Source organism: Streptomyces sp. NPDC057616 (genome assembly GCF_042800575.1).
In the GTDB taxonomy this organism is placed as follows: Bacteria; Actinomycetota; Actinomycetes; order Streptomycetales; family Streptomycetaceae; genus Streptomyces.
The window spans coordinates 9740-28235 of sequence record NZ_JBHVGU010000023.1; the positions used below are offsets into that span (position 1 = coordinate 9740).

General features: G+C 70.9%; 18 protein-coding genes. 8 read left to right on the top strand and 10 right to left on the bottom strand.

What is annotated here, in order from left to right; genetic code table 11:
- Window positions 1–101: 101 nt before the first annotated feature.
- A complete protein-coding gene (locus ACFU97_RS27120; protein ID WP_384261363.1) occupies window positions 102–2384 on the bottom strand; it encodes a transglycosylase domain-containing protein in 2283 nt (760 codons plus the stop codon).
- Between the two features lie 408 nt (window positions 2385–2792).
- On the opposite strand from ACFU97_RS27120, the gene wblA reads away from it, so the two are divergent.
- The gene (gene wblA / locus ACFU97_RS27125; protein ID WP_037783411.1) at window positions 2793–3131 is read left to right on the top strand and encodes a transcriptional regulator WblA; all 339 of its coding nucleotides are present in this window, start codon (window positions 2793–2795) and stop codon (window positions 3129–3131) included.
- Between the two features lie 38 nt (window positions 3132–3169).
- Here the strand turns inward: wblA and ACFU97_RS27130 are convergent, their stop codons facing one another.
- Both ACFU97_RS27130 and ACFU97_RS27135 read right to left on the bottom strand, forming a co-directional pair.
- On the bottom strand, window positions 3170–4522 hold the full coding sequence (locus tag ACFU97_RS27130) for an ArsA family ATPase (protein ID WP_384261366.1): 1353 nt from the start codon (window positions 4520–4522) through the stop codon (window positions 3170–3172).
- Window positions 4519–5574 carry an ArsA-related P-loop ATPase gene (locus tag ACFU97_RS27135; RefSeq protein WP_384261684.1) on the bottom strand — a complete coding sequence of 352 codons (1056 nt, stop codon included), beginning with the start codon at window positions 5572–5574 and terminating at the stop codon, window positions 4519–4521. Before ACFU97_RS27135 ends, ACFU97_RS27130 begins: the two co-directional genes overlap by 4 nt.
- Before the next feature lie 17 nt (window positions 5575–5591).
- Here ACFU97_RS27135 and ACFU97_RS27140 point away from each other — a divergent pair, with 17 nt between their 5' ends.
- The 4 genes from ACFU97_RS27140 (at window position 5592) to ACFU97_RS27155 (ending at window position 8029) form a co-directional block, all read left to right on the top strand.
- Window positions 5592–5750, top strand: coding sequence for a DUF4177 domain-containing protein (locus ACFU97_RS27140; protein WP_003967454.1), 159 nt, complete (start codon window positions 5592–5594; stop codon window positions 5748–5750).
- Window positions 5747–6214, top strand: a complete 468-nt coding sequence (locus ACFU97_RS27145) for a RidA family protein (RefSeq protein ID WP_384261368.1) — start codon at window positions 5747–5749, stop codon at window positions 6212–6214. Before ACFU97_RS27140 ends, ACFU97_RS27145 begins: the two co-directional genes overlap by 4 nt.
- Window positions 6215–6320: 106 nt before the next feature.
- Window positions 6321–7196, top strand: a complete 876-nt coding sequence (locus ACFU97_RS27150; RefSeq protein ID WP_384261371.1) for an NUDIX hydrolase — start codon at window positions 6321–6323, stop codon at window positions 7194–7196.
- A gap of 2 nt (window positions 7197–7198) precedes the next feature.
- Window positions 7199–8029, top strand: coding sequence for an MBL fold metallo-hydrolase (locus tag ACFU97_RS27155; protein ID WP_384261373.1), 831 nt, complete (start codon window positions 7199–7201; stop codon window positions 8027–8029).
- On the opposite strand, the gene ACFU97_RS27160 is transcribed toward ACFU97_RS27155, so the two are convergent.
- A complete protein-coding gene (locus ACFU97_RS27160) occupies window positions 8026–8880 on the bottom strand; it encodes a nucleotidyltransferase domain-containing protein (RefSeq protein WP_384261376.1) in 855 nt (284 codons plus the stop codon). The two genes, ACFU97_RS27155 and ACFU97_RS27160, sit on opposite strands and share 4 nt — an antisense overlap.
- Before the next feature lie 60 nt (window positions 8881–8940).
- Window positions 8941–9615: a Crp/Fnr family transcriptional regulator gene (locus ACFU97_RS27165; protein ID WP_030942386.1), complete on the bottom strand. Its 675-nt coding sequence runs from the start codon at window positions 9613–9615 to the stop codon at window positions 8941–8943.
- A gap of 276 nt (window positions 9616–9891) precedes the next feature.
- Between ACFU97_RS27165 and nth the strand changes: the two genes are divergently transcribed.
- The 3 genes from nth (at window position 9892) to ACFU97_RS27180 (ending at window position 12860) form a co-directional block, all read left to right on the top strand.
- The gene (gene nth / locus ACFU97_RS27170; RefSeq protein WP_384261378.1) at window positions 9892–10755 is read left to right on the top strand and encodes an endonuclease III; all 864 of its coding nucleotides are present in this window, start codon (window positions 9892–9894) and stop codon (window positions 10753–10755) included.
- 90 nt (window positions 10756–10845) lie between these two features.
- A complete protein-coding gene (locus ACFU97_RS27175) occupies window positions 10846–11541 on the top strand; it encodes an NUDIX hydrolase (RefSeq protein ID WP_384261381.1) in 696 nt (231 codons plus the stop codon).
- Between the two features lie 119 nt (window positions 11542–11660).
- Window positions 11661–12860, top strand: coding sequence for a MarP family serine protease (locus ACFU97_RS27180; protein WP_384261383.1), 1200 nt, complete (start codon window positions 11661–11663; stop codon window positions 12858–12860).
- Window positions 12861–12890: 30 nt separating this feature from the next.
- On the opposite strand, the gene ACFU97_RS27185 is transcribed toward ACFU97_RS27180, so the two are convergent.
- The 5 genes from ACFU97_RS27185 to acs all read right to left on the bottom strand — a co-directional run bounded on the left by ACFU97_RS27185 (window position 12891) and on the right by acs (window position 18316).
- Entirely contained in the window at window positions 12891–13073 is a 183-nt protein-coding gene (locus tag ACFU97_RS27185; RefSeq protein ID WP_384261385.1) for a hypothetical protein, read from the bottom strand.
- Between the two features lie 127 nt (window positions 13074–13200).
- Window positions 13201–14154 (bottom strand): alpha/beta fold hydrolase, encoded by a 954-nt coding sequence (locus ACFU97_RS27190; RefSeq protein ID WP_384261387.1) that lies wholly within the window; start codon window positions 14152–14154, stop codon window positions 13201–13203.
- Entirely contained in the window at window positions 14151–14666 is a 516-nt protein-coding gene (locus ACFU97_RS27195) for a phage holin family protein (protein WP_384261389.1), read from the bottom strand. Before ACFU97_RS27195 ends, ACFU97_RS27190 begins: the two co-directional genes overlap by 4 nt.
- A gap of 60 nt (window positions 14667–14726) precedes the next feature.
- Entirely contained in the window at window positions 14727–16163 is a 1437-nt protein-coding gene (gene nhaA, locus ACFU97_RS27200) for a Na+/H+ antiporter NhaA (protein ID WP_384261392.1), read from the bottom strand.
- 197 nt (window positions 16164–16360) lie between these two features.
- The gene (gene acs / locus ACFU97_RS27205; RefSeq protein WP_384261394.1) at window positions 16361–18316 is read right to left on the bottom strand and encodes an acetate--CoA ligase; all 1956 of its coding nucleotides are present in this window, start codon (window positions 18314–18316) and stop codon (window positions 16361–16363) included.
- Window positions 18317–18496: the final 180 nt, after the last annotated feature.

Genomic DNA, 18496 nt, shown 5'->3' on the forward strand with positions numbered 1-18496 from the left:
TCCTCGCACAACAGGGCTCCTTCCCCCACACCCCGCGCGGGGGCCCGCCCCTGTTTCAGCGCATGGGGGCTCGGCTCGAGCGGGCTCGCACGCGGGGTGCGTCAGCCGCGTCGTCCGCCGTTGCCGTTCCCGCCGGTGCCGTTCTGGCCCTGGAAGAGGTTGGACGGGATGGAGAAGGTCGGCGTCGGGAAGGCGCCGCCGTCCGTGTTGCCGCCGTTGGCGCCACCGTCGGTCAGGCCGCCGATGAGGCCGCCCGTGTTGCCGTTGTCGCCGTTGTTCCCGTCGTCGTGGCCGTGGCCCTTGCCCTTGTTGCCGTCGGGGATGTCGACGAGGTTGAAGTTCTGCACCGGCTTGCCGTCCAGGGCGCCGGTCATCATGTCCCGCCAGATGGGGCCGGGGACCTGACCGCCGTAGACCTTGGCGTTCCAGTTGCCGCCGATGCTGATGTTGACCATCCGGCGCTTGTGGGTGGGGTCGCCGACCCAGACCGCGCCCGCCATGTTCGGGGTGTAGCCGACGAACCAGGCCGCGTAGCGGTTGTCCGTCGTACCGGTCTTGCCCGCGCTCGGGCGGCTGCCGAGGCCCGCCTGCTGACCCGTACCGTCCTCGACCACGCCCTTCAGGAGCGTGCTCACGGTGTCGGCGGTCTTCTCCGACATGGCGCGCGAGCAGGTCGACTTCGGCACCGCCAGCGACTTCTTCTGGCTGCCGACGGTCTGGGTGATCGACTCGATCGCGACCGGCGTGCAGTACATGCCGCGCGAGGCGAAGGTCGCGTACGCGTTCGCCATCGTCAGCGGGGACATCTCCTGGGTGCCGAGCGCGATGGAGGGCGCCTGCTGCATCTTGCCGCCGTCCGCGCGCTCCACGCCCATCTTCTTGGCCATGTCGACGACCGGGCAGATGCCGATGTCGCTGATCAGCTGCACGTAGTAGGTGTTGACCGACTTCGCGGTCGCCTGCTTCATGCTGTACGGGCCGTGCTCCTCGGTGTTCTCGTTCGTGAGCTTGGCCGGGTTGTTCGGGTCGGTCCGCCACTCCTTGCCGTCACAGATGGACACCGGGCTCGGATAGGCCATCTCGTACGGCGAGGAGTACGACTGCGTGGCCGGCGTGCCGCCCTCCAGGGCCGCTGCCGCCACGATCGGCTTGAACGTCGAACCGGTCTGGTAGCCCGCGCCGCCGCCCGCGCTCTGGTTCACGGACAGGTTGATCTGCGTCTCGTGCTTGCGGAAGCCGTAGGGCCGGGACTGGCCCATCGCGAGGATCCTGCCGGTGCCGGGCTCGACGATGGTGGCCGCGGTGGCCACGTCGTCGCTCTTGTAGACGTGGTCCTTGATCGACGCCTGCGCCGACTCCTGGGCCTGCGGGTCCAGCGTCGTACGGATCGTCAGACCGCCCTGGTTCCAGACCTTCGCCCGGGCCTCCTTGGACTTGCCGAAGACCGGGTCGTTCAGGAACACCTCGCGGACGTAGTCGCAGAAGAAGCCGGCGCCCTTGACCGCGGTGATGCAGCCGTTCTTGGGCTTGCTGGGGTTGAGGCCCAGCGGCGTCTTTCCGGCCTTGTCGGCCTCCGCCTGCGAGATGTCGCCCATGTCGGCCATGCGCTGGAGCACGACGTTGCGGCGCTTGGTGGCCTCCGCCTCGTCGTTGACCGGGTCGTACCGGGTCGGCGACTGGACGATGCCCGCCAGGAGCGCCGACTCCTGGAGGTCGAGGTCCTTGGCGTGCTTGGAGAAGTAGCGCTCGGCGGCGGCCTCGACGCCGTAGGCCTGCTCACCGAAGAACGTGATGTTCAGGTAGTTCTCGAGGATCTTCTTCTTGCCGAGCTCCTCCTCGACCTGGATCGCGTACTTCAGCTCCTTGATCTTGCGGCCGAGGGTCTGCTGGGTGGCCTGGGCGACCTTGGTCGGGTCGTCGCCGGCCTCCTCCACGAAGACGTTCTTCACGTACTGCTGGGTGAGGGTGGAGGCGCCTTGGGAGACGCCGCCGCTCTGCGCGTTCTTGTTCAGCGCGCGCAGGATGCCCTTGAGGTCGACCGCGCCGTGCTGGTAGTAGCGCGAGTCCTCGATCGCGACGATCGCCTTCTGCATGTACGGCGAGATGTCCTTGAGGTTCACCACCGTGCGGTCGCGCGAGTAGACGGTGGCGATCTGGCCGCCCTCGGCGTCCAGGATGGAGGTGCGCTGACTCAGCGGCGGCGTCTTGAGGTTGGCCGGCAGCTCGTCGAAGCTCTCCACCGATCCCTTGGCCGTGAGGCCGAGCGCACCGACGGCGGGCAGGGCGATACCGGCGAGCACGGCACCGGCGAGCACACTGACACCGAGGAACTTGGCGGCCTGCTGTGTCGGCGACAGACCACCGCCCGAGCGCTTCTTTGGCATGAGGGCAGCCTACGTTCTCATTCGCCGGACACGCGTATATGCCTTGGCCTAAGCTGCTCTCAACTGTCACAGCAGTAGGGCCACGTATCAATACGTCCGGCGACCCCGAATCGTTCCGGAGGTTCCCCAACTTTTTTGGTGGGGACGTGTCCGAATCCGCCTCGTGTGTCAGTTGGCGCCCGTTGTGACTCAACAGAACTGTCCCGGTTTGCCGGGAAGGTCATGTATGTCACCAGCTCACTCCCCCGGGTGATCTGCCGCTTACGCATAGTCCGTTCGGGCCATTCAAGATTGGGCCCGAAGGGGGTGTTGCGCTGTGCCCGCCTTCCGTAACGTCCTCAACTGGCAGCGGTGAATATGCCGCTGCCGCCGTGGGGGAGCCTCGATTCGGGAGAGGACGGCGCCGGTATGGGCTGGGTAACCGACTGGAGTGCGCAGGCCGCCTGCCGCACTACCGATCCGGATGAACTGTTCGTGCAGGGAGCGGCGCAGAACAGGGCCAAGGCGGTGTGCACCGGATGTCCGGTACGCACGGAATGCCTGGCCGATGCGCTGGACAACCGCGTCGAGTTCGGCGTGTGGGGAGGCATGACGGAGCGGGAGCGCCGCGCACTGCTGCGCAGGCGCCCCACCGTGACCTCCTGGCGCCGGCTGCTCGAGACGGCTCGTCTGGAGTACGAGCGCGGCGTGGGCATCCTGCCGCTCGACGACGACCAGGTGTACGAGAACTACGCGGCGGTGAGCTGAGGCCACCCCCGCTTCACGGGGCGGCCTCCGGCACGCGCCTACGGCAGCTCGGGCCGATCGGCCGCGAGCCGCTCCCCGATGTCCCGCAGTCCTGCGAGGTCGTGCACATCGCCGGGCAGCGCGGCCACTTCGGCCACCGCCACCTCGGGGTGGCGCGCGGTGAAGCGGTCACGCGTGCGCTGCTCGCGGGAGAGCAGCTGCATACGCTCGGCGTGCAGCCTCAACAGGCCTGCGGTGAGCCGCTCGACGCCCTGGTCCTCCTGATCCGGACCGGGGGAGCCGGGCTCGGACGGGGACGACTCGGCGGGCGCAGATGCGGAAGATTCTGAACTGCCGTACGGGTCGGGAGAGTTACGAAGTCCAGCTTTCCCGCCGTCCTGATCGACAATGCGGGGCTCCACAAGATTTTCCGCGGCGGCGAGCGCCCGCTCGGCCGACAGCCGGGCGGCGCCGCTGCCGTGGACGCGGTTGAGTACCAGTCCCGCCAGCGGCATCTCCTCGGCCGCCAGCCGCTCCACGAAGTACGCGGCCTCACGCAGCGCGTCCCGCTCCGGCGCCGCCACCACCAGGAACGCCGTGCCGGGCGCCTGCAGCAGCTTGTACGTCGCGTCCGCGCGCGTGCGGAAGCCGCCGAAGGTCGTGTCCATCGCGGCCACGAACGTCTGGACGTCCTTGAGGAGTTGGCCGCCCAGCAGCTTGCCGAGCGTGCCGGTCATCATCGACATCCCGACGTTCAGGAACTTCATCCCGGCGCGGCCGCCCAGCTTGGCCGGCGCGGTCAGCAGCCGGATCAGCCGCCCGTCCAGGAACGAGCCCAGCCGCTTCGGCGCGTCCAGGAAGTCGAGCGCGGAGCGCGAGGGCGGGGTGTCGACGACGATCAGGTCCCACTCGTCGCGCGCCCGCAGCTGCCCGAGCTTCTCCATCGCCATGTACTCCTGCGTGCCGGCGAAGCCGGCGGAGAGCGACTGGTAGAAGGGGTTGGACAGGATCGTGGCGGCCCGCTCGGGGTCCGCGTGCGCCTCGACGATCTCGTCGAAGGTGCGCTTCATGTCGAGCATCATCGCGTGCAGCTCGCCCGCGCCGTCGACGTCCTTCACCCGGCGCGGGGTGTTGTCCAGCGAGTCGATGCCCATGGACTGGGCGAGCCGGCGCGCCGGGTCGATGGTCAGCACGACCACCTTGCGCCCGCGCTCGGCGGCCCTGAGGCCCAGCGCCGCCGCGGTGGTCGTCTTGCCGACGCCGCCCGAGCCGCAGCACACCACGATGCGGGTCTGCGGGTCGTCGAGCAGCGCGTCGACGTCGAGCACGCGCGCGGGGGAGAGGTGGTGGCGGCCGCTCTCCTGGTCGGCCGACCGGGTGCTGCGCCCATCCGCTGCCGGGTCCGGACTCATGACATCCCCTGCTTCCGCAGCTCGGTGGCCAGTTCGTACAGCCCTGCCAGGTCCATGCCCTCGGTGAGCAGCGGCAGTTCGTGCAGGGGCAGGCCCAGCTCGGCGAGCACCGCGCGCTGCTCGTGCTCCAGCGCGTAACGCTCGCCGTACTCCTCGGCCTGCTCCAGCAGGGGGGCCACCAGCTTCTCGGCGTTCCCACCCCGGCGGGCGCCACCGAGTCCCGCCGACGACAGTGCCTTGGCCACCGCGGAACGGGGCACGCTGCGTACGAGTTCCAGCTCTGCCGCGTCCAACACCTCGGGACGCACCATGTTCACCATGATCCGGCCCACCGGCAGCCCCGCGGCGCGCAGTTCGGCGATGCCGTCGGCGGTCTCCTGGACGGGCATCTCCTCGAGGAGCGTGACCATGTGCACGGCCGTCTCCTTCGACTTGAGCACCCGCATCACGGCCTGTGCCTGATTGTGTATCGGGCCGATCTTCGCCAGGCCCGCCACCTCGTCGTTCACGTTCAGGAAGCGGGTGATGCGGCCTGTGGGGGGCGCGTCCATGACGACGTAGTCGTAGGCGAACCGGCCGCTCCTGTCCTTGCGGCGGACCGCCTCGCACGCCTTGCCGGTCAGGAGTACGTCCCTAAGGCCCGGTGCGATGGTGGTCGCGAAGTCGATCGCGCCGAGTTTCTTCAGGGCTCTGCCCGCACCCCCGAGCTTGTAGAACATCTGGAGGTAGTCCAGAAGGGCCAGTTCGGGGTCGATGGCGAGGGCGTACACCTCCCCGCCACCTGGAGCGACGGCGATCTTCCGCTCCTCGTAGGGCAGCGCTTCCGTCTCGAAGAGCTGCGCGATGCCCTGGCGCCCCTCGACCTCGACGAGAAGCGTCCGCTTCCCCTCGGTCGCGAGGGCCAGCGCGAGTGCGGCGGCGACCGTCGTCTTTCCGGTCCCGCCCTTGCCGCTGACGACCTGGAGCCTGCTCACGCCTTCGAGCCTAACCAGTCCGTGCACCAACCACGCGACAGCCTGTGGACAACTCGACCACGGGCGGTGGGCGGGCAGCGGCTAGAGTCGGCCGCATGACCAAGTGGGAATACGCAACCGTGCCGCTGCTCGTCCATGCCACGAAGCAGATTCTGGACACCTGGGGCGAGGACGGCTGGGAGCTCGTCCAGGTCGTGCCCGGGCCGAACAACCCCGAGCAGCTCGTCGCGTACCTGAAGCGGGAGAAGGCATGAGTGGCGTAGACGCGAAGCTGGCCGAACTCGGCCTGACCCTGCCGGAGGTCGTCCCGCCGCTGGCCGCGTACCAGCCGGCCGTGCAGTCCGGCGTGTACGTCTACACCTCCGGGCAGCTGCCCATGGTCGAGGGCAAGCTGCCCGTCACCGGCAAGGTCGGCGCCGAGGTCACGGCCGAGGAGGCCAAGGAACTGGCCCGCATCTGCGCCCTGAACGCGCTGGCCGCGGTCAAGTCCGTCGCCGGCGATCTGGACCGCGTGGCACGCGTCGTGAAGGTCGTCGGCTTCGTCGCCTCGGCCGCCGACTTCACCGGCCAGCCCGGCGTGGTCAACGGCGCGAGCGAGCTGCTCGGCCAGGTCCTCGGCGACAAGGGCGTGCACGCCCGCAGTGCGGTCGGCGTGGCGGTGCTGCCGCTGGACGCCCCCGTCGAGGTCGAGATCCAGGTGGAGCTCACCGGGGCGTAGCCCCGCCGCCCCGGAGCGGGCCGGTGGCGCGGGCGCACGGGCCCGGCCACCGCTCTGACCTCGGGGGGCTCTCGAACATTCGCGCACCACGGGATAGCCTCCGCCCATGGCGAATGGGCAGTGGTTTCCGCAGGACTGGCCGGAACGCATCCGCGCGCTGTCGGACGGCACGCTGACTCCGGTCGTCCCCAAGCGCGCGGCGACCGTCATGCTCCTGAAGGACACCGACCGCGGCCCCGCCGTGCACATGCTGCGCAGACGCGCCTCCATGGCCTTCGCCGGAGGCGCGTACGCGTATCCGGGCGGCGGCGTCGACCCGCGCGACGACGAGCACCACGTCCGCTGGGCGGGCCCCACGCGCGCGTGGTGGGCGGACCGGCTCGGCGTGGACGAGGCGGCCGCCCAGGCGATCGTCTGCGCGGCCGTGCGCGAGACGTACGAGGAGGCGGGCGTCCTGCTGGCCGGGCCGTCGGCAGACTCGGTGGTCGGCGACACCACGGGTGAGGAGTGGGAGGCGGACCGCGCGGCCCTGGTCGCCCGCGACTTCTCCTTCGCCGAGTTCCTGGACCGCCGCGGCCTGGTGCTGCGCTCGGACCTCCTCGGGGCCTGGACCCGCTGGATCACCCCGGAGTTCGAGTCCCGGCGCTACGACACCTGGTTCTTCGTGGCCGCCCTCCCGCACGGCCAGCGCACCCGCAACGCCTCCACGGAGGCCGACCGCACGGTGTGGATCCGGCCCCCCGAGGCCGCCGAGGGTTACGACAAGGGCGAGCTGCTGATGATGCCGCCCACCGTCGCGACCCTGCGCCAGCTGCTCCCGTACGGCACGGCCGCCGAGGCGCTCGCCGCGGCTCCCGGGCGGGACATGACCGCCGTCCTGGCGCGGGCCCGGCTGGAGGGCGACGAGATCGTGCTGTCGTGGCCGGGGCACGACGAGTTCACCAAGCACATCCCGACCGACCTGCCGACGGGCGGAGCCTGAGCATGACGGACGCAGCAGCTCTTCCCGGCCAGCCGCGGGGCGCGGTCCTCACCGGCCCCGCCACCGCCCGGGCCGTCAACGTCCTGGCGCCCAACGCCTCGGCGATGACCCTCGACGGCACCAACACCTGGATCCTCGCCGAGCCGGACTCCGACCTGGCCGTGGTCGTCGACCCCGGCCCGCTGGACGAGGGGCATCTGCGCACCGTCGTGGACACGGCCGAGAAGGCCGGCCGGCGCATCGCGCTCACGCTGCTGACCCACGGCCACCCGGACCACGCGGAGGGCGCCGCCCGCTTCGCCGGGCTGACCGGCACGCACGTGCGTGCCCTGGACCCGGCGCTGCGGCTGGGCGACGAGGGGCTGGCCGCCGGGGACGTGGTCACGGTCGGCGGCCTGGAGCTGCGCGTCGTGCCGACCCCGGGCCACACCTCGGACTCCCTGTGCTTCCATCTCCCGGCCGACCAGGCGGTCCTGACGGGCGACACGGTCCTTGGCCGCGGCACGACGGTGGTGGCGCATCCCGACGGCCGTCTGGGCGACTACCTGGACTCGCTGCGGCGGCTGCGGTCGCTCACCGTGGACGACGGCGTCCACACCGTGCTCCCCGGCCACGGGCCGGTGCTGGAGGACGCCCAGGGGGCCGTCGAGTTCTACCTCGCCCACCGCGCCCACCGCCTCGCCCAGGTCGAGACGGCGGTCGAGGACGGCTACGGCAGCCCGTCCGAGGTCGTCGCCCACGTCTACGCGGACGTGGACCGCTCCCTGTGGCCGGCGGCCGAGCTGTCGGTGCGGGCGCAGCTGGACTACCTGGAGGAGCACGGGCTCATCTAGTCCCTGGGGCTCTTCACGCCGTGCACGCGCGCGTACTCCTGCGCGAGCCACGGGCCCAGGTCGTCGACGTAGGAGCGCAGTACGGCGGCGTCGGCGGTCGGCTCCCGGCCGCGCAGGGCCGCCGCGCGCATCTGCTCCGCGCGCTGCGGGTAGTACGCGCCGAACGCCTCGGCCATCTCCGTGAGGTCGCTGGTCCAGCCGTTCCAGCGGGGCATGACGAGCGTGAACCCGGTGCGCACGAGGTGCCGGGACATGAACCGGACGAGCCGCCGCCGGGCCGCCTCGGAGGCCGCGGGGTCCGCGGCCTCGTCGGAGTTCTCGGGGTTCTCGGCCTCCGCGACGCTTCGCCGCCAGCCGGGCAGCAGCTGGGCGAGGTCCCCGTTGGTCTCGCGGGCGAGCCGGGAGTCGGGCCGGTAGCGGGGCAGGTACTCGGCGAGGTCCTCGCCCAGCAGCGGGGTGCACATGCAGGCCACGAACCAGCCCATGTCGTACGTCTCCGCCGCGCTCAGCAGCCGCGCCCGGCCGTACAGCAGCGTGCCGACGCCGTCGATCTGCGGGAACGCCTTGTCGACGGCCTCCCCCAGCGCCCGGACACCGGCCCGGTCGGCGTCGGCCGGGTCCTCCTGCAGCGCGACCAGCAGATCCAGGTCGCTGCGTCCCGCGCGCGCGGTGCCGCGCGGGATCGACCCGTAGAGGTACGCGCTGTGCAGCCGCCCCCCGAACAGCTCCAGCAGCCGGTCCCGCGCGGAGGCGACGACCGGCCGGAAGACGCGCGGGATGCGGGCGAGGGAGCCTTCGCGCTCGATGTAGCCCTGGGGATCGAGACCTCTGGAGGTCGCGTGGTCGGCCATGGGCTCACTAAAGCAGCCAGTCCGGGGGCGGGGCCCCCGGAACACGGCCGGGAAGGGGCGTCAGCGGGACCGCTTGGCCAGGCGCTCGACGTCCAGCAGGATCACGGCCCGCGCCTCCAGACGGAGCCACCCGCGCTGGGCGAAGTCCGCCAGCGCCTTGTTGACCGTCTCGCGGGACGCGCCGACCAGCTGGGCCAGCTCCTCCTGCGTCAGGTCGTGGACGACGTGGATGCCCTCCTCGGACTGCACGCCGAAGCGGCGGGAGAGGTCCAGCAGGGCGCGCGCGACACGGCCGGGGACGTCCGAGAAGACCAGGTCGGACATCGCGTCGTTGGTCTTGCGCAGCCGGCGGGCGACGGCGCGCAGCAGGGCGCCGGCCACCTCGGGGCGGGCGCTCAGCCAGGGCTGCAGGTCGCCGTGGCCGAGACCGAGCATCTTGACCTCGGTCAGCGCGGTGGCCGTGGCCGTGCGCGGGCCCGGGTCGAACAGCGACAGCTCGCCGATCAGCTCGCTGGGACCGACGACGGCGAGCATGTTCTCGCGGCCGTCGGGGGAGGTGCGGTGCAGCTTCACCTTGCCCTCGGTGACCACGTAGAGCCGGTCTCCGGGGTCCCCCTCGTGGAAGAGCGCGTCGCCGCGCGCGAGGGTCACCTCGCTCATGGAGGCGCGAAGCTCCGCGGCCTGCTCGTCGTCGAGCGCCGCGAAGAGCGGGTTGCGCCGCAGAACGTCGTCCACGAGTACTCTCCTTGTCGACCTGCTCAGGGGATCTTGCTCCCCCTTGGTACCAGGGGACCGTGCTCCCCATTTTGCCGGACGGTCCAAACAGTGTGATCTGTCACAAGGATGCCGCACACCTGTCCCGAGGTAAGCGGCAGGGGTCCAATTGGGGGCCGATCTCCCGGGTCCGGGGCGGATGTCAGTGCCGGGCTCTAGGCTGGCCGGGTGTCCAAAACGCCGGTGAGAGCACAGGCCAAGGGGGCTGGGCGGGTGGTTGTACGTCGTGATTCCGCTGTGGGCGAACAGAACCCCGGCGGCGGAAAAAAACCGGCAAAGGTGACGAAAGGCGCCCCGACGAAGAAGGCGGCCGCCAAGCCGCCGAAGGAGGAGTCGCGCACGGCGCTCGTCCGCCGGGCCCGCCGGATCAACCGCGAGCTCGCCGAGGTGTATCCGTACGCCCATCCGGAGCTGGACTTCGACAACCCCTTCCAGCTCGTGATCGCCACGGTCCTGTCGGCGCAGACCACCGACCTCAGGGTCAACCAGACGACGCCGGCCCTCTTCGCCAAGTACCCCACCCCCGAGGACCTGGCCGCGGCCGTCCCCGAGGAGGTCGAGGAGATCCTCCGCCCGACCGGCTTCTTCCGCGCCAAGACCAAGTCCGTCATGGGACTGTCCAAGGCGCTGGTGGAGCAGTTCGGCGGCGAGGTCCCCGGCCGGCTGGAGGACCTGGTCAAGCTGCCCGGCGTGGGCCGCAAGACCGCCTTCGTCGTGCTGGGCAACGCCTTCGGGCGGCCCGGCATCACCGTGGACACGCACTTCCAGCGGCTGGTGAAGCGCTGGCGGTGGACGGACCAGACCGACCCGGACAAGATCGAGGCCGCCGTCGGCGCGCTCTTCCCCAAGAGCGACTGGACCGACCTCTCGCACCACGTGATCTGGCACGGCCGCCGCATCTGCCATGCCCGCAAGCCCGCCTGCGGCGCCTGCCCCATCGCCCCGCTCTGCCCGGCGTACGGCGAGGGCGAGACGGACCCGGAGAAGGCGAAGAAGCTCCTCAAGTACGAGAAGGGCGGCTTCCCGGGCCAGCGCCTCAAGCCCCCGCAGTCGTATCTCGACGCGGGCGGCAGGCCGGCCCCGCCGCTGGGTGCCGGATGACGGGCGCCACGACGCGCGGGGCCCCGATCGGGCGGCTCAGGAACGATCTCGGGTGCCCGGGACGTTGGACCCGGCAGGACGGGGGTGGCGATGACGCGCGCGAGTGAGACGCAGGGCGGGCCGGTGACGCTCAGCACCGAGGGGCTGCCCGAGTGGCTGGACCCGGTGGTCCGGGTGGTGGAGACGGTCGAGCCGCTCCAGCTGAGCCGCTTCCTGCCGCCGAAGGACGGGGCGGGGCGGCAGTCCGCCGTGCTGGTCCTGTTCGGCGAGGGCGAGCGCGGCCCCGAACTGCTGCTCATGGAGCGGGCCAGCTCCCTCAGATCGCATGCCGGGCAGCCCTCCTTCCCGGGCGGCGCCCTCGACCCCGAGGACGGCGACCCGAAGACCGACGGGCCGCTGCGGGCCGCGCTGCGCGAGGCCGAGGAGGAGACCGGGCTCGACCCGGCCGGCGTCCAGCTCTTCGGCGTGCTGCCCCGGCTGTACATCCCGGTCAGCGGCTTCGTGGTGACCCCGGTGCTGGGCTGGTGGCGCGAGCCGACCCCGGTCGGCGTCGTCGACCCGAACGAGACGGCGCGGGTCTTCACGGTCCCCGTGGCGGATCTCACGCACCCCGGCAACCGCGCCACCACGGTGCACCCCAGCGGCCACCGAGGTCCGGCATTTCTGGTCGAATCCGCCCTGGTGTGGGGTTTCACGGCCGGAATCATCGACAGAGTGCTGCACTACGCGGGCTGGGAGCGCCCCTGGGACCGTGACAAGCAGGTCCCGCTCGACTGGCGGTCATGACAGGGTGTCTGCCGTGCTGTGTCTTCCCGGGGGACGCCGTATCGGATCGCCGCTGCGCGGCGGGCCGGCCCCCGGCCGACCTGAGATGACCGCGAAGTGATGAGGCGAGGCTCGAACCGGTGAACGTGCTGGACATCCTGTTGCTGGTCGCCGCCGTGTGGTTCGCGATCGTGGGCTACCGGCAGGGCTTCGTCGTCGGCATCCTGTCGGTGATCGGCTTCCTGGGCGGCGGTCTCGTCGCCGTCTACACCCTGCCCGTCATCTGGGACGCGCTGACCGACAACGCCGAGGTGAGCACGACCGCCGCGGTCGTCGCCGTCGTGGTCGTCATCGTCTGCGCCTCGGTCGGCCAGGCGCTGACCACCCACCTGGGCAACAAGCTGCGCCGGTACATCACCTGGTCCCCGGCCCGCGCCCTGGACGCGACCGGCGGCGCCCTCGTCAACGTGGTGGCGATGCTCCTGGTGGCCTGGCTGATCGGCTCGGCCCTCGCGGGCACCACCCTGCCGACCCTCGGCAAGGAGGTCCGCAGCTCCAAGGTGCTCCTCGGCGTCTCGCGGGCGCTGCCCAACCAGGCCGACACCTGGTTCGCCGACTTCTCCTCGGTGCTCGCGCAGAACGGCTTCCCGCAGGTCTTCAGCCCGTTCGCGAACGAGCCGATCACCGACGTCCGGCCCCCGGACCCGGCCCTCGCGAACAGCCCCGTGGCCACGCGCGCCAAGCGCTCCATCGTCAAGGTCATGGGCACCGCGCAGAGTTGCGGCAAGGTCCTGGAGGGCAGCGGCTTCGTCTTCGGCGACCGCCGCGTCATGACCAACGCGCACGTCGTCGGCGGCGTCGACGAGCCCACCGTCCAGATAGGCGGCGAGGGCAGGAAGTACGACGCGAAGGTCGTCCTCTACGACTGGCACCGCGACATCGCCGTGCTCGACGTACCCGATCTCAAGGCGCCGGCCCTGAAGTTCACGGCCACCGACGCCCGCAGCGGCGACGGCGCGATCATCGCGGGCTTCCCCGAGAACGGCTCGTACGACGTCCGGGCGGCCCGCGTGCGGGGCCGCCTCCCGGCCAACGGCCCGGACATCTACCACCGGGGCACCGTCCGCCGGGACGTCTACTCGCTCTACACCACCGTCCGCCAGGGCAACTCCGGCGGTCCGCTGCTCACGCCCGAGGGCGCCGTCTACGGCGTGGTCTTCGCCAAGTCCCTGGACGACGCCGACACCGGGTACGCGCTCACCGCGGACGAGATCCAGGAGGACGTCGTCCAGGGGCGTACCGCGAACCAGCAGGTCGACAGCGACAGCTGCGCCCTCTGAGCCTTCGCGCCGGCGGGCGCGAGGGGGGTGTCAGCCGCGGGGGTGACGCAGGCGTACGGAGACCCAGCGGGCCCTGCGGCGCAGGATGCGCGGAATGCCCACCCGGAGATCCGTGCCCGCTATCTGCGGGGCAGCACCCCGTTGGTGGGAGCTCAGGCCACCGGCCGAGCGTCGGGTGCGTGCTGCGTCACTGTAGTCGTGCGTCCAGCCCATACCCCGACGTCTGCCCCTGCCCCAAGGTCGATAACCGCCCCCAGAGCCCCCAATTGGCCTATGCGCCAGGCAATTGGCCGTTCGTAGGACAGGCGTTCCCGTCCGGATACCGGGCGCGTTCGAGCGGTCACCGATCGGGTTCGGGGTCCTTCAGCCAATTGACCAGTTCTGTACTGAAAGCGACCGGATCCTCCTCGTGCGGGTAGTGCCCCAGTCCGTCGAACAGCCGCCAGCGGTACGGCGCTTCGACGTACTCACCGGACCCGGCCGCGCTCCGCGTGCGCATCACGGGGTCGAGCGAGCCGTGCACATGGAGCGTCGGCACCCGCAGCGGCCGCTTCATCCGCCGGTTGAACTGGATGCCGTCCGGGCGGGCCATCGAGCGGACCATCCAGCGGTACGGCTCGATCGAGCAGTGGGCCGTGGACGGGATGCACATCGCGCGCCGGTACGTCTCCAGCGCCTTCTCGTCGGCCAGGTTCGGACCGGACCACTCGCGGATCAGCTCGCCGACGAGCGCGCCGTCGTCCGCGGTCAGCTGCCGCTCGGGGATCCAGGGCCGCTGGAAGCCCCAGATGTAGGAGCCCGCGCGCGTCTGCTTGACGTCCGAGAGCATCGCCGAACGCCAGCGCCGGGGATGCGGCATCGAGGAGACCGCGAGCCGTCGTACGAGCTTCGGGCGCATCACGGCCGCCGTCCACGCCAGATAGCCGCCCAGGTCGTGCCCGACCAGCGCGGCGTCCGGCTCGCCCAGCGAGCGGATCACGCCGGTGATGTCGAGCGCGAGGTTCGCGGGGTCGTAGCCGCGCGGGGTGCGGTCGCTGCCGCCGACGCCACGCAGGTCCATGGCGACGGCCCGGAAGCCCTCGTCGGCGAGCGCGGTCAGCTGGTGCCGCCAGGTCCACCAGAACTGGGGGAAGCCGTGCAGCAGCAGGACGAGCGGCCCGTCGCCCACCTCGGCGATGTGGAAGCGCGCGCCGTTGGCGGCGACGTCGCGATGGGTCAGCTTCGTGCCGTCGGGGAGGACGTCGGGACGTACGACCGAGGCCGGCTGCGCCGAAGGTGTGGCGGGATCCGTCATGAGGACGAGCGTGCCACAGCCTCGATGGCCTCGGGGGTCCGGTCCTCGAGAGCGGGCAGTTCGGGACGCGGGTGCGGCTTGGCGTTCTGCAGCACGTTCGCCGTCTCCTTCATGGACGCGGCGACCTTCTGCGGGCCCTGGCCCTTCTTCGCCTTCTTGGCGAAGACGACGCCGATCAGCGCGAGGATGCCGGCGATGAGGACGTTCGCCGCGAAGGACAGCAGGAAGCACCAGCCGAGGTTCCAGCCGCCCTCGCCGTTGTGCCCGCCGGTCCAGGCGTGAATGCCGTACGCCAGCGCGAAGTTGAGCATCGGCAGCGAGAACACCAGGATGGCGGCGGCCACCGTGAACGCGCCGCCGCTCGTCGCGCCGCGCTTGACGTCCTGCTTGAGCTGCGCCTTGGCCAGCGCGATCTCGTCGTGCACGAGCGCCGACATCTCGGCCGTCGCGGAGGCGAACAGCTGGCCGATGCTGCGTTCGGCGCCGACCGGGCTGCCGTCGGGTGCGCTCATCGCGGTCTCCCTCTTCTGCCGTACTGCCTTTGAGCGGTCCTTTTGTACCGTCCCGTCAGATCATGCCGGACGGTCGTCGTCCTCGCCTGCCCCGCCCGGTACTTCGGCAAGCGCGCGTCGCTCGGCGGCCTTCACTTCGGCGAGCCTGCGGTGCTCCGCGGCCTTGCCCTCGTGGATCGCGGCCATGCGCAGGTGGTACGCCGGATCGTCCTGCTCGTAGATGTCCGGGACGCCGTCGAGGTCGTCGTCGCGCTCCTCCTCCTCGCACAGCCTGCGGTACTTGGCGTTGCGTATCTTCAGCAGCACCGTCGCGAGCAGGGCCGCGATCAGCGATCCGCACAGGACGGCGGCCTTGACCTCGTCCGTCAGTACGGCGTCGCCGGCGAAGGCGAGTTCGCCGATGAGCAGCGACACGGTGAAGCCGATGCCGGCCAGCGTCGCCACCGCGAACACGTCGGCCCAGGCCAGGTCGTCGCTGAGCGAGGCCCGGGTGAAACGGGCCGTCAGCCACGTACCGCCGAAGATCCCGACCGCCTTGCCGATGACGAGCCCGAGGACGACGCCCAGCGTCTCCGGCTTGGTGAGCACGTCCCCGAGCGCCCCGCCGGACACCACGACACCGGCGCTGAACAGGGCGAACAGCGGCACGGCGAGGCCCGCCGACAGGGGTCGTACGAGATGTTCGACGTGCTCGCCGGGGGAGTGCGCCTCGCCCTCGCGGGGGTGGCAGCGCAGCATCAGGCCCATGGCGACGCCCGCGATGGTGGCGTGCACGCCGCTGTTGTACATCAGTCCCCAGATGACGAGGGCGAGCGGCACGTAGACGTACCAGCCGCGCACCCCCTTGCGCAGCAGCAGCCAGAAGACGGCGAGGCCAACGACGGCGCCGCCGAGCGCGGCGAAGTCGATGGTGCTGGTGAAGAAGACGGCGATGATCAGGATCGCGAAGAGGTCGTCGACGACGGCGAGGGTGAGCAGGAAGGCGCGCAGGGCGCTCGGCAGGGAGGTGCCGATGACGGCGAGGACCGCCAGCGCGAAGGCGATGTCGGTGGCGGTGGGCACCGCCCAGCCCCCGAGCGAGCCGTGGCCGGTGAGGTTGGTGAGGGTGTAGACGAGCGCCGGTACGGCCATTCCGCACACGGCCGCGACGACCGGCAGGGCGGCGGCCCTGGGGTCGCGGAGATCGCCGGCGACCAGTTCGCGCTTGAGCTCGATACCGGCGACGAAGAAGAAGATCGCGAGCAGTCCGTCGGCGGCCCAGTGCGCGACCGAGAGGTTCAGGCCGAGGGTCTCGGGGCCGAAGTGGAAGTGGCTGACGGTCTCGTAACTGCTGTGCAGCGCGGGCACGTTCGCCCAGACCAACGCGCCTACCGCGGCCACGAGCAGCAGCACACCGCCGACCGTCTCGGTGCGCAGCGCGTCCGCGACGAAGGTCCGCTCGGGCAGGGACAGACGTCCGAGAACCTTGCGGGCGGGGGTGGTGCGGGACGCGGTCACGACGGGGACCTCCGGTCGGTGGGCAGGACTGACTCCTTGCCGACCAGACTTCCCGGCGCACCTTTGCTTAGTTTACCTAAGGTGCAGACGGAGGAATCCGGCGATCCCTACGTTAAGCGCGAAAAGGGCACCCGGCGCGTCTGCCGCCGGGTGCCCTCCCTGACGTACGGGGCCCTCGTGGACCCCCCGCCGGGCGCTCAGTCCTCGCTGGGTGCCGAGGGGAGCTTGGCCTGGATGAGGTCCATGACCGTGGAGTCCGTCAGCGTCGTCACGTCGCCGAGCTGGCGGTTCTCGGCGACGTCGCGCAGCAGGCGCCGCATGATCTTGCCGGAGCGGGTCTTGGGCAGCTCCGCGACCGGCAGGACGCGCTTGGGCTTGGCGATCGGGCCGAGGGTGGCGCCCACGTGGTTGCGCAGCTCGCCGACCAGGTCCTCGCTCTCGGCGGCCGTGCCGCGCAGGATCACGAAGGCGACGATGGCCTGCCCGGTGGTCTCGTCCGTCGCACCGACGACGGCCGCCTCGGCGACCGACGGGTGCGACACCAGCGCCGACTCGACCTCGGTGGTGGAGATGTTGTGGCCGGACACGAGCATCACGTCGTCGACGCGGCCCAGCAGCCAGATGTCGCCGTCGTCGTCCTTCTTCGCGCCGTCACCGGCGAAGTACTTGCCCTCGAAGCGCGACCAGTAGGTGTCGATGAACCGCTGGTCGTCACCCCAGATGGTGCGCAGCATGGACGGCCACGGCTCGGTGAGCACCAGGTAACCGCCGCCGCCGTTGGGCACCTCGTTGGCCTCGTCGTCGACGACGGTGGCGGAGATGCCGGGCAGCGGGGTCTGCGCGGAGCCGGGCTTGGCGGCGGTGACGCCCGGGAGCGGCGAGATCATCATCGCGCCGGTCTCGGTCTGCCACCAGGTGTCGACGACCGGCGTGGTGTCGGCGCCGATGTTCTTGCGGTACCAGATCCAGGCCTCGGGGTTGATCGGCTCACCGACGGACCCGAGGACACGGAGACTCGACAGGTCGAACTTCGCGGGGATCTCGTCGCCCCACTTCATGAACGTACGGATCGCGGTCGGCGCCGTGTACAGGATCGACACCCCGTACTTCTGCACGATCTCCCAGAAGCGGCCCTGGTGCGGGGTGTCCGGGGTGCCTTCGTACATGACCTGGGTGGCGCCGTTCGCCAGCGGCCCGTAGACGATGTACGAGTGGCCGGTGACCCAGCCGACGTCGGCCGTGCACCAGTACACGTCCGTCTCCGGCTTGAGGTCGAAGACCGCGTGGTGGGTGTACGCGGTCTGCGTGAGGTAGCCGCCGGAGGTGTGCAGGATGCCCTTGGGCTTACCCGTCGTACCGGACGTGTACAGGATGAACAGAGGGTGCTCGGCGTCGAACGCCTCCGGCGTGTGCTCGGCCGGCTGGCGGTCGACGACCTCGTGCCACCACACGTCCCGGCCCTCGGTCCAGGCGACCTCCTGGCCGGTACGGCGGACCACGAGCACGTGCCGCACGTTGTCCACGCGCGCGACGGCCTCGTCGACGGCCGGCTTGAGCGCGGACGGCTTGCCGCGCCGGTAGCCGCCGTCAGAGGTGATGACCACCTTGGCGTCCGCGTCCTGGATGCGGGTGGCGAGCGCGTCGGCGGAGAAACCGCCGAAGACGACGGAGTGCGCGGCGCCGATCCGGGCGCACGCCAGCATCGCGACCGCCGTCTCCGGGATCATCGGCATGTAGACGGCGACCCGGTCGCCCTTCTGCACGCCCAGCTCCAGCAGGGCGTTGGCGGCCTTGCTCACCTCGTCCTTGAGCTCGGCGTAGGTGATGGCGCGGCTGTCGCCGGGCTCGCCCTCGAAGTGGATGGCGACGCGGTCGCCGTGCCCGGCCTCGACATGGCGGTCGACGCAGTTGTACGCCACGTTGAGCTCGCCGTCCTGGAACCACTTGGCGAACGGCGGGTTCGACCAGTCCAGCGTCTCGGTGGGCTCCTTGGCCCAGCTCAGCCGGCGTGCCTGCTCGGCCCAGAAGCCGAGCCTGTCAGCCTTGGCCTGTTCGTACGCGTCCGCCGTGACGTTGGCGTTCGCGGCCAGGTCGGCCGGCGGCGCGAAGCGTCGCTCCTCCTTCAAGAGGTTGGCCAGGCTTTCGTTGCTCACGACATCTCCCTTTCTCAGGGTGTCCGTTGTGTCCTGGGCCACAGCTCATCAGACCCGGGGGGCCGATGACAAGGGCCGACGGGAAAGTGGTTTAGACCTTTCAAGGGAGTACTGCGGCTCGTGGCGTCATCCGTACCCACGGACCCCGAACAGACGAAGTTCAGCCCTTGTAACGCCTCT

Bases quoted from the DNA above. Each gene is read 5' to 3' on its own strand.
- ACFU97_RS27150 (WP_384261371.1), top strand. From the start codon at position 6,321: ATGGCGAATGGGCAGTGGTTTCCGCAGGACTGGCCGGAACGCATCCGC.
- ACFU97_RS27185 (WP_384261385.1), bottom strand. From the start codon at position 13,073: ATGGGCTGGACGCACGACTACAGTGACGCAGCACGCACCCGACGCTCG.
- ACFU97_RS27175 (WP_384261381.1), top strand. From the start codon at position 10,846: ATGACGCGCGCGAGTGAGACGCAGGGCGGGCCGGTGACGCTCAGCACC.
- ACFU97_RS27160 (WP_384261376.1), bottom strand. From the start codon at position 8,880: ATGGCCGACCACGCGACCTCCAGAGGTCTCGATCCCCAGGGCTACATC.
- ACFU97_RS27195 (WP_384261389.1), bottom strand. From the start codon at position 14,666: ATGAGCGCACCCGACGGCAGCCCGGTCGGCGCCGAACGCAGCATCGGC.
- ACFU97_RS27130 (WP_384261366.1), bottom strand. From the start codon at position 4,522: ATGAGTCCGGACCCGGCAGCGGATGGGCGCAGCACCCGGTCGGCCGAC.
- ACFU97_RS27120 (WP_384261363.1), bottom strand. From the start codon at position 2,384: ATGCCAAAGAAGCGCTCGGGCGGTGGTCTGTCGCCGACACAGCAGGCC.
- ACFU97_RS27155 (WP_384261373.1), top strand. From the start codon at position 7,199: ATGACGGACGCAGCAGCTCTTCCCGGCCAGCCGCGGGGCGCGGTCCTC.
- wblA (WP_037783411.1), top strand. From the start codon at position 2,793: ATGGGCTGGGTAACCGACTGGAGTGCGCAGGCCGCCTGCCGCACTACC.
- ACFU97_RS27190 (WP_384261387.1), bottom strand. From the start codon at position 14,154: ATGACGGATCCCGCCACACCTTCGGCGCAGCCGGCCTCGGTCGTACGT.
- ACFU97_RS27140 (WP_003967454.1), top strand. From the start codon at position 5,592: ATGACCAAGTGGGAATACGCAACCGTGCCGCTGCTCGTCCATGCCACG.
- ACFU97_RS27145 (WP_384261368.1), top strand. From the start codon at position 5,747: ATGAGTGGCGTAGACGCGAAGCTGGCCGAACTCGGCCTGACCCTGCCG.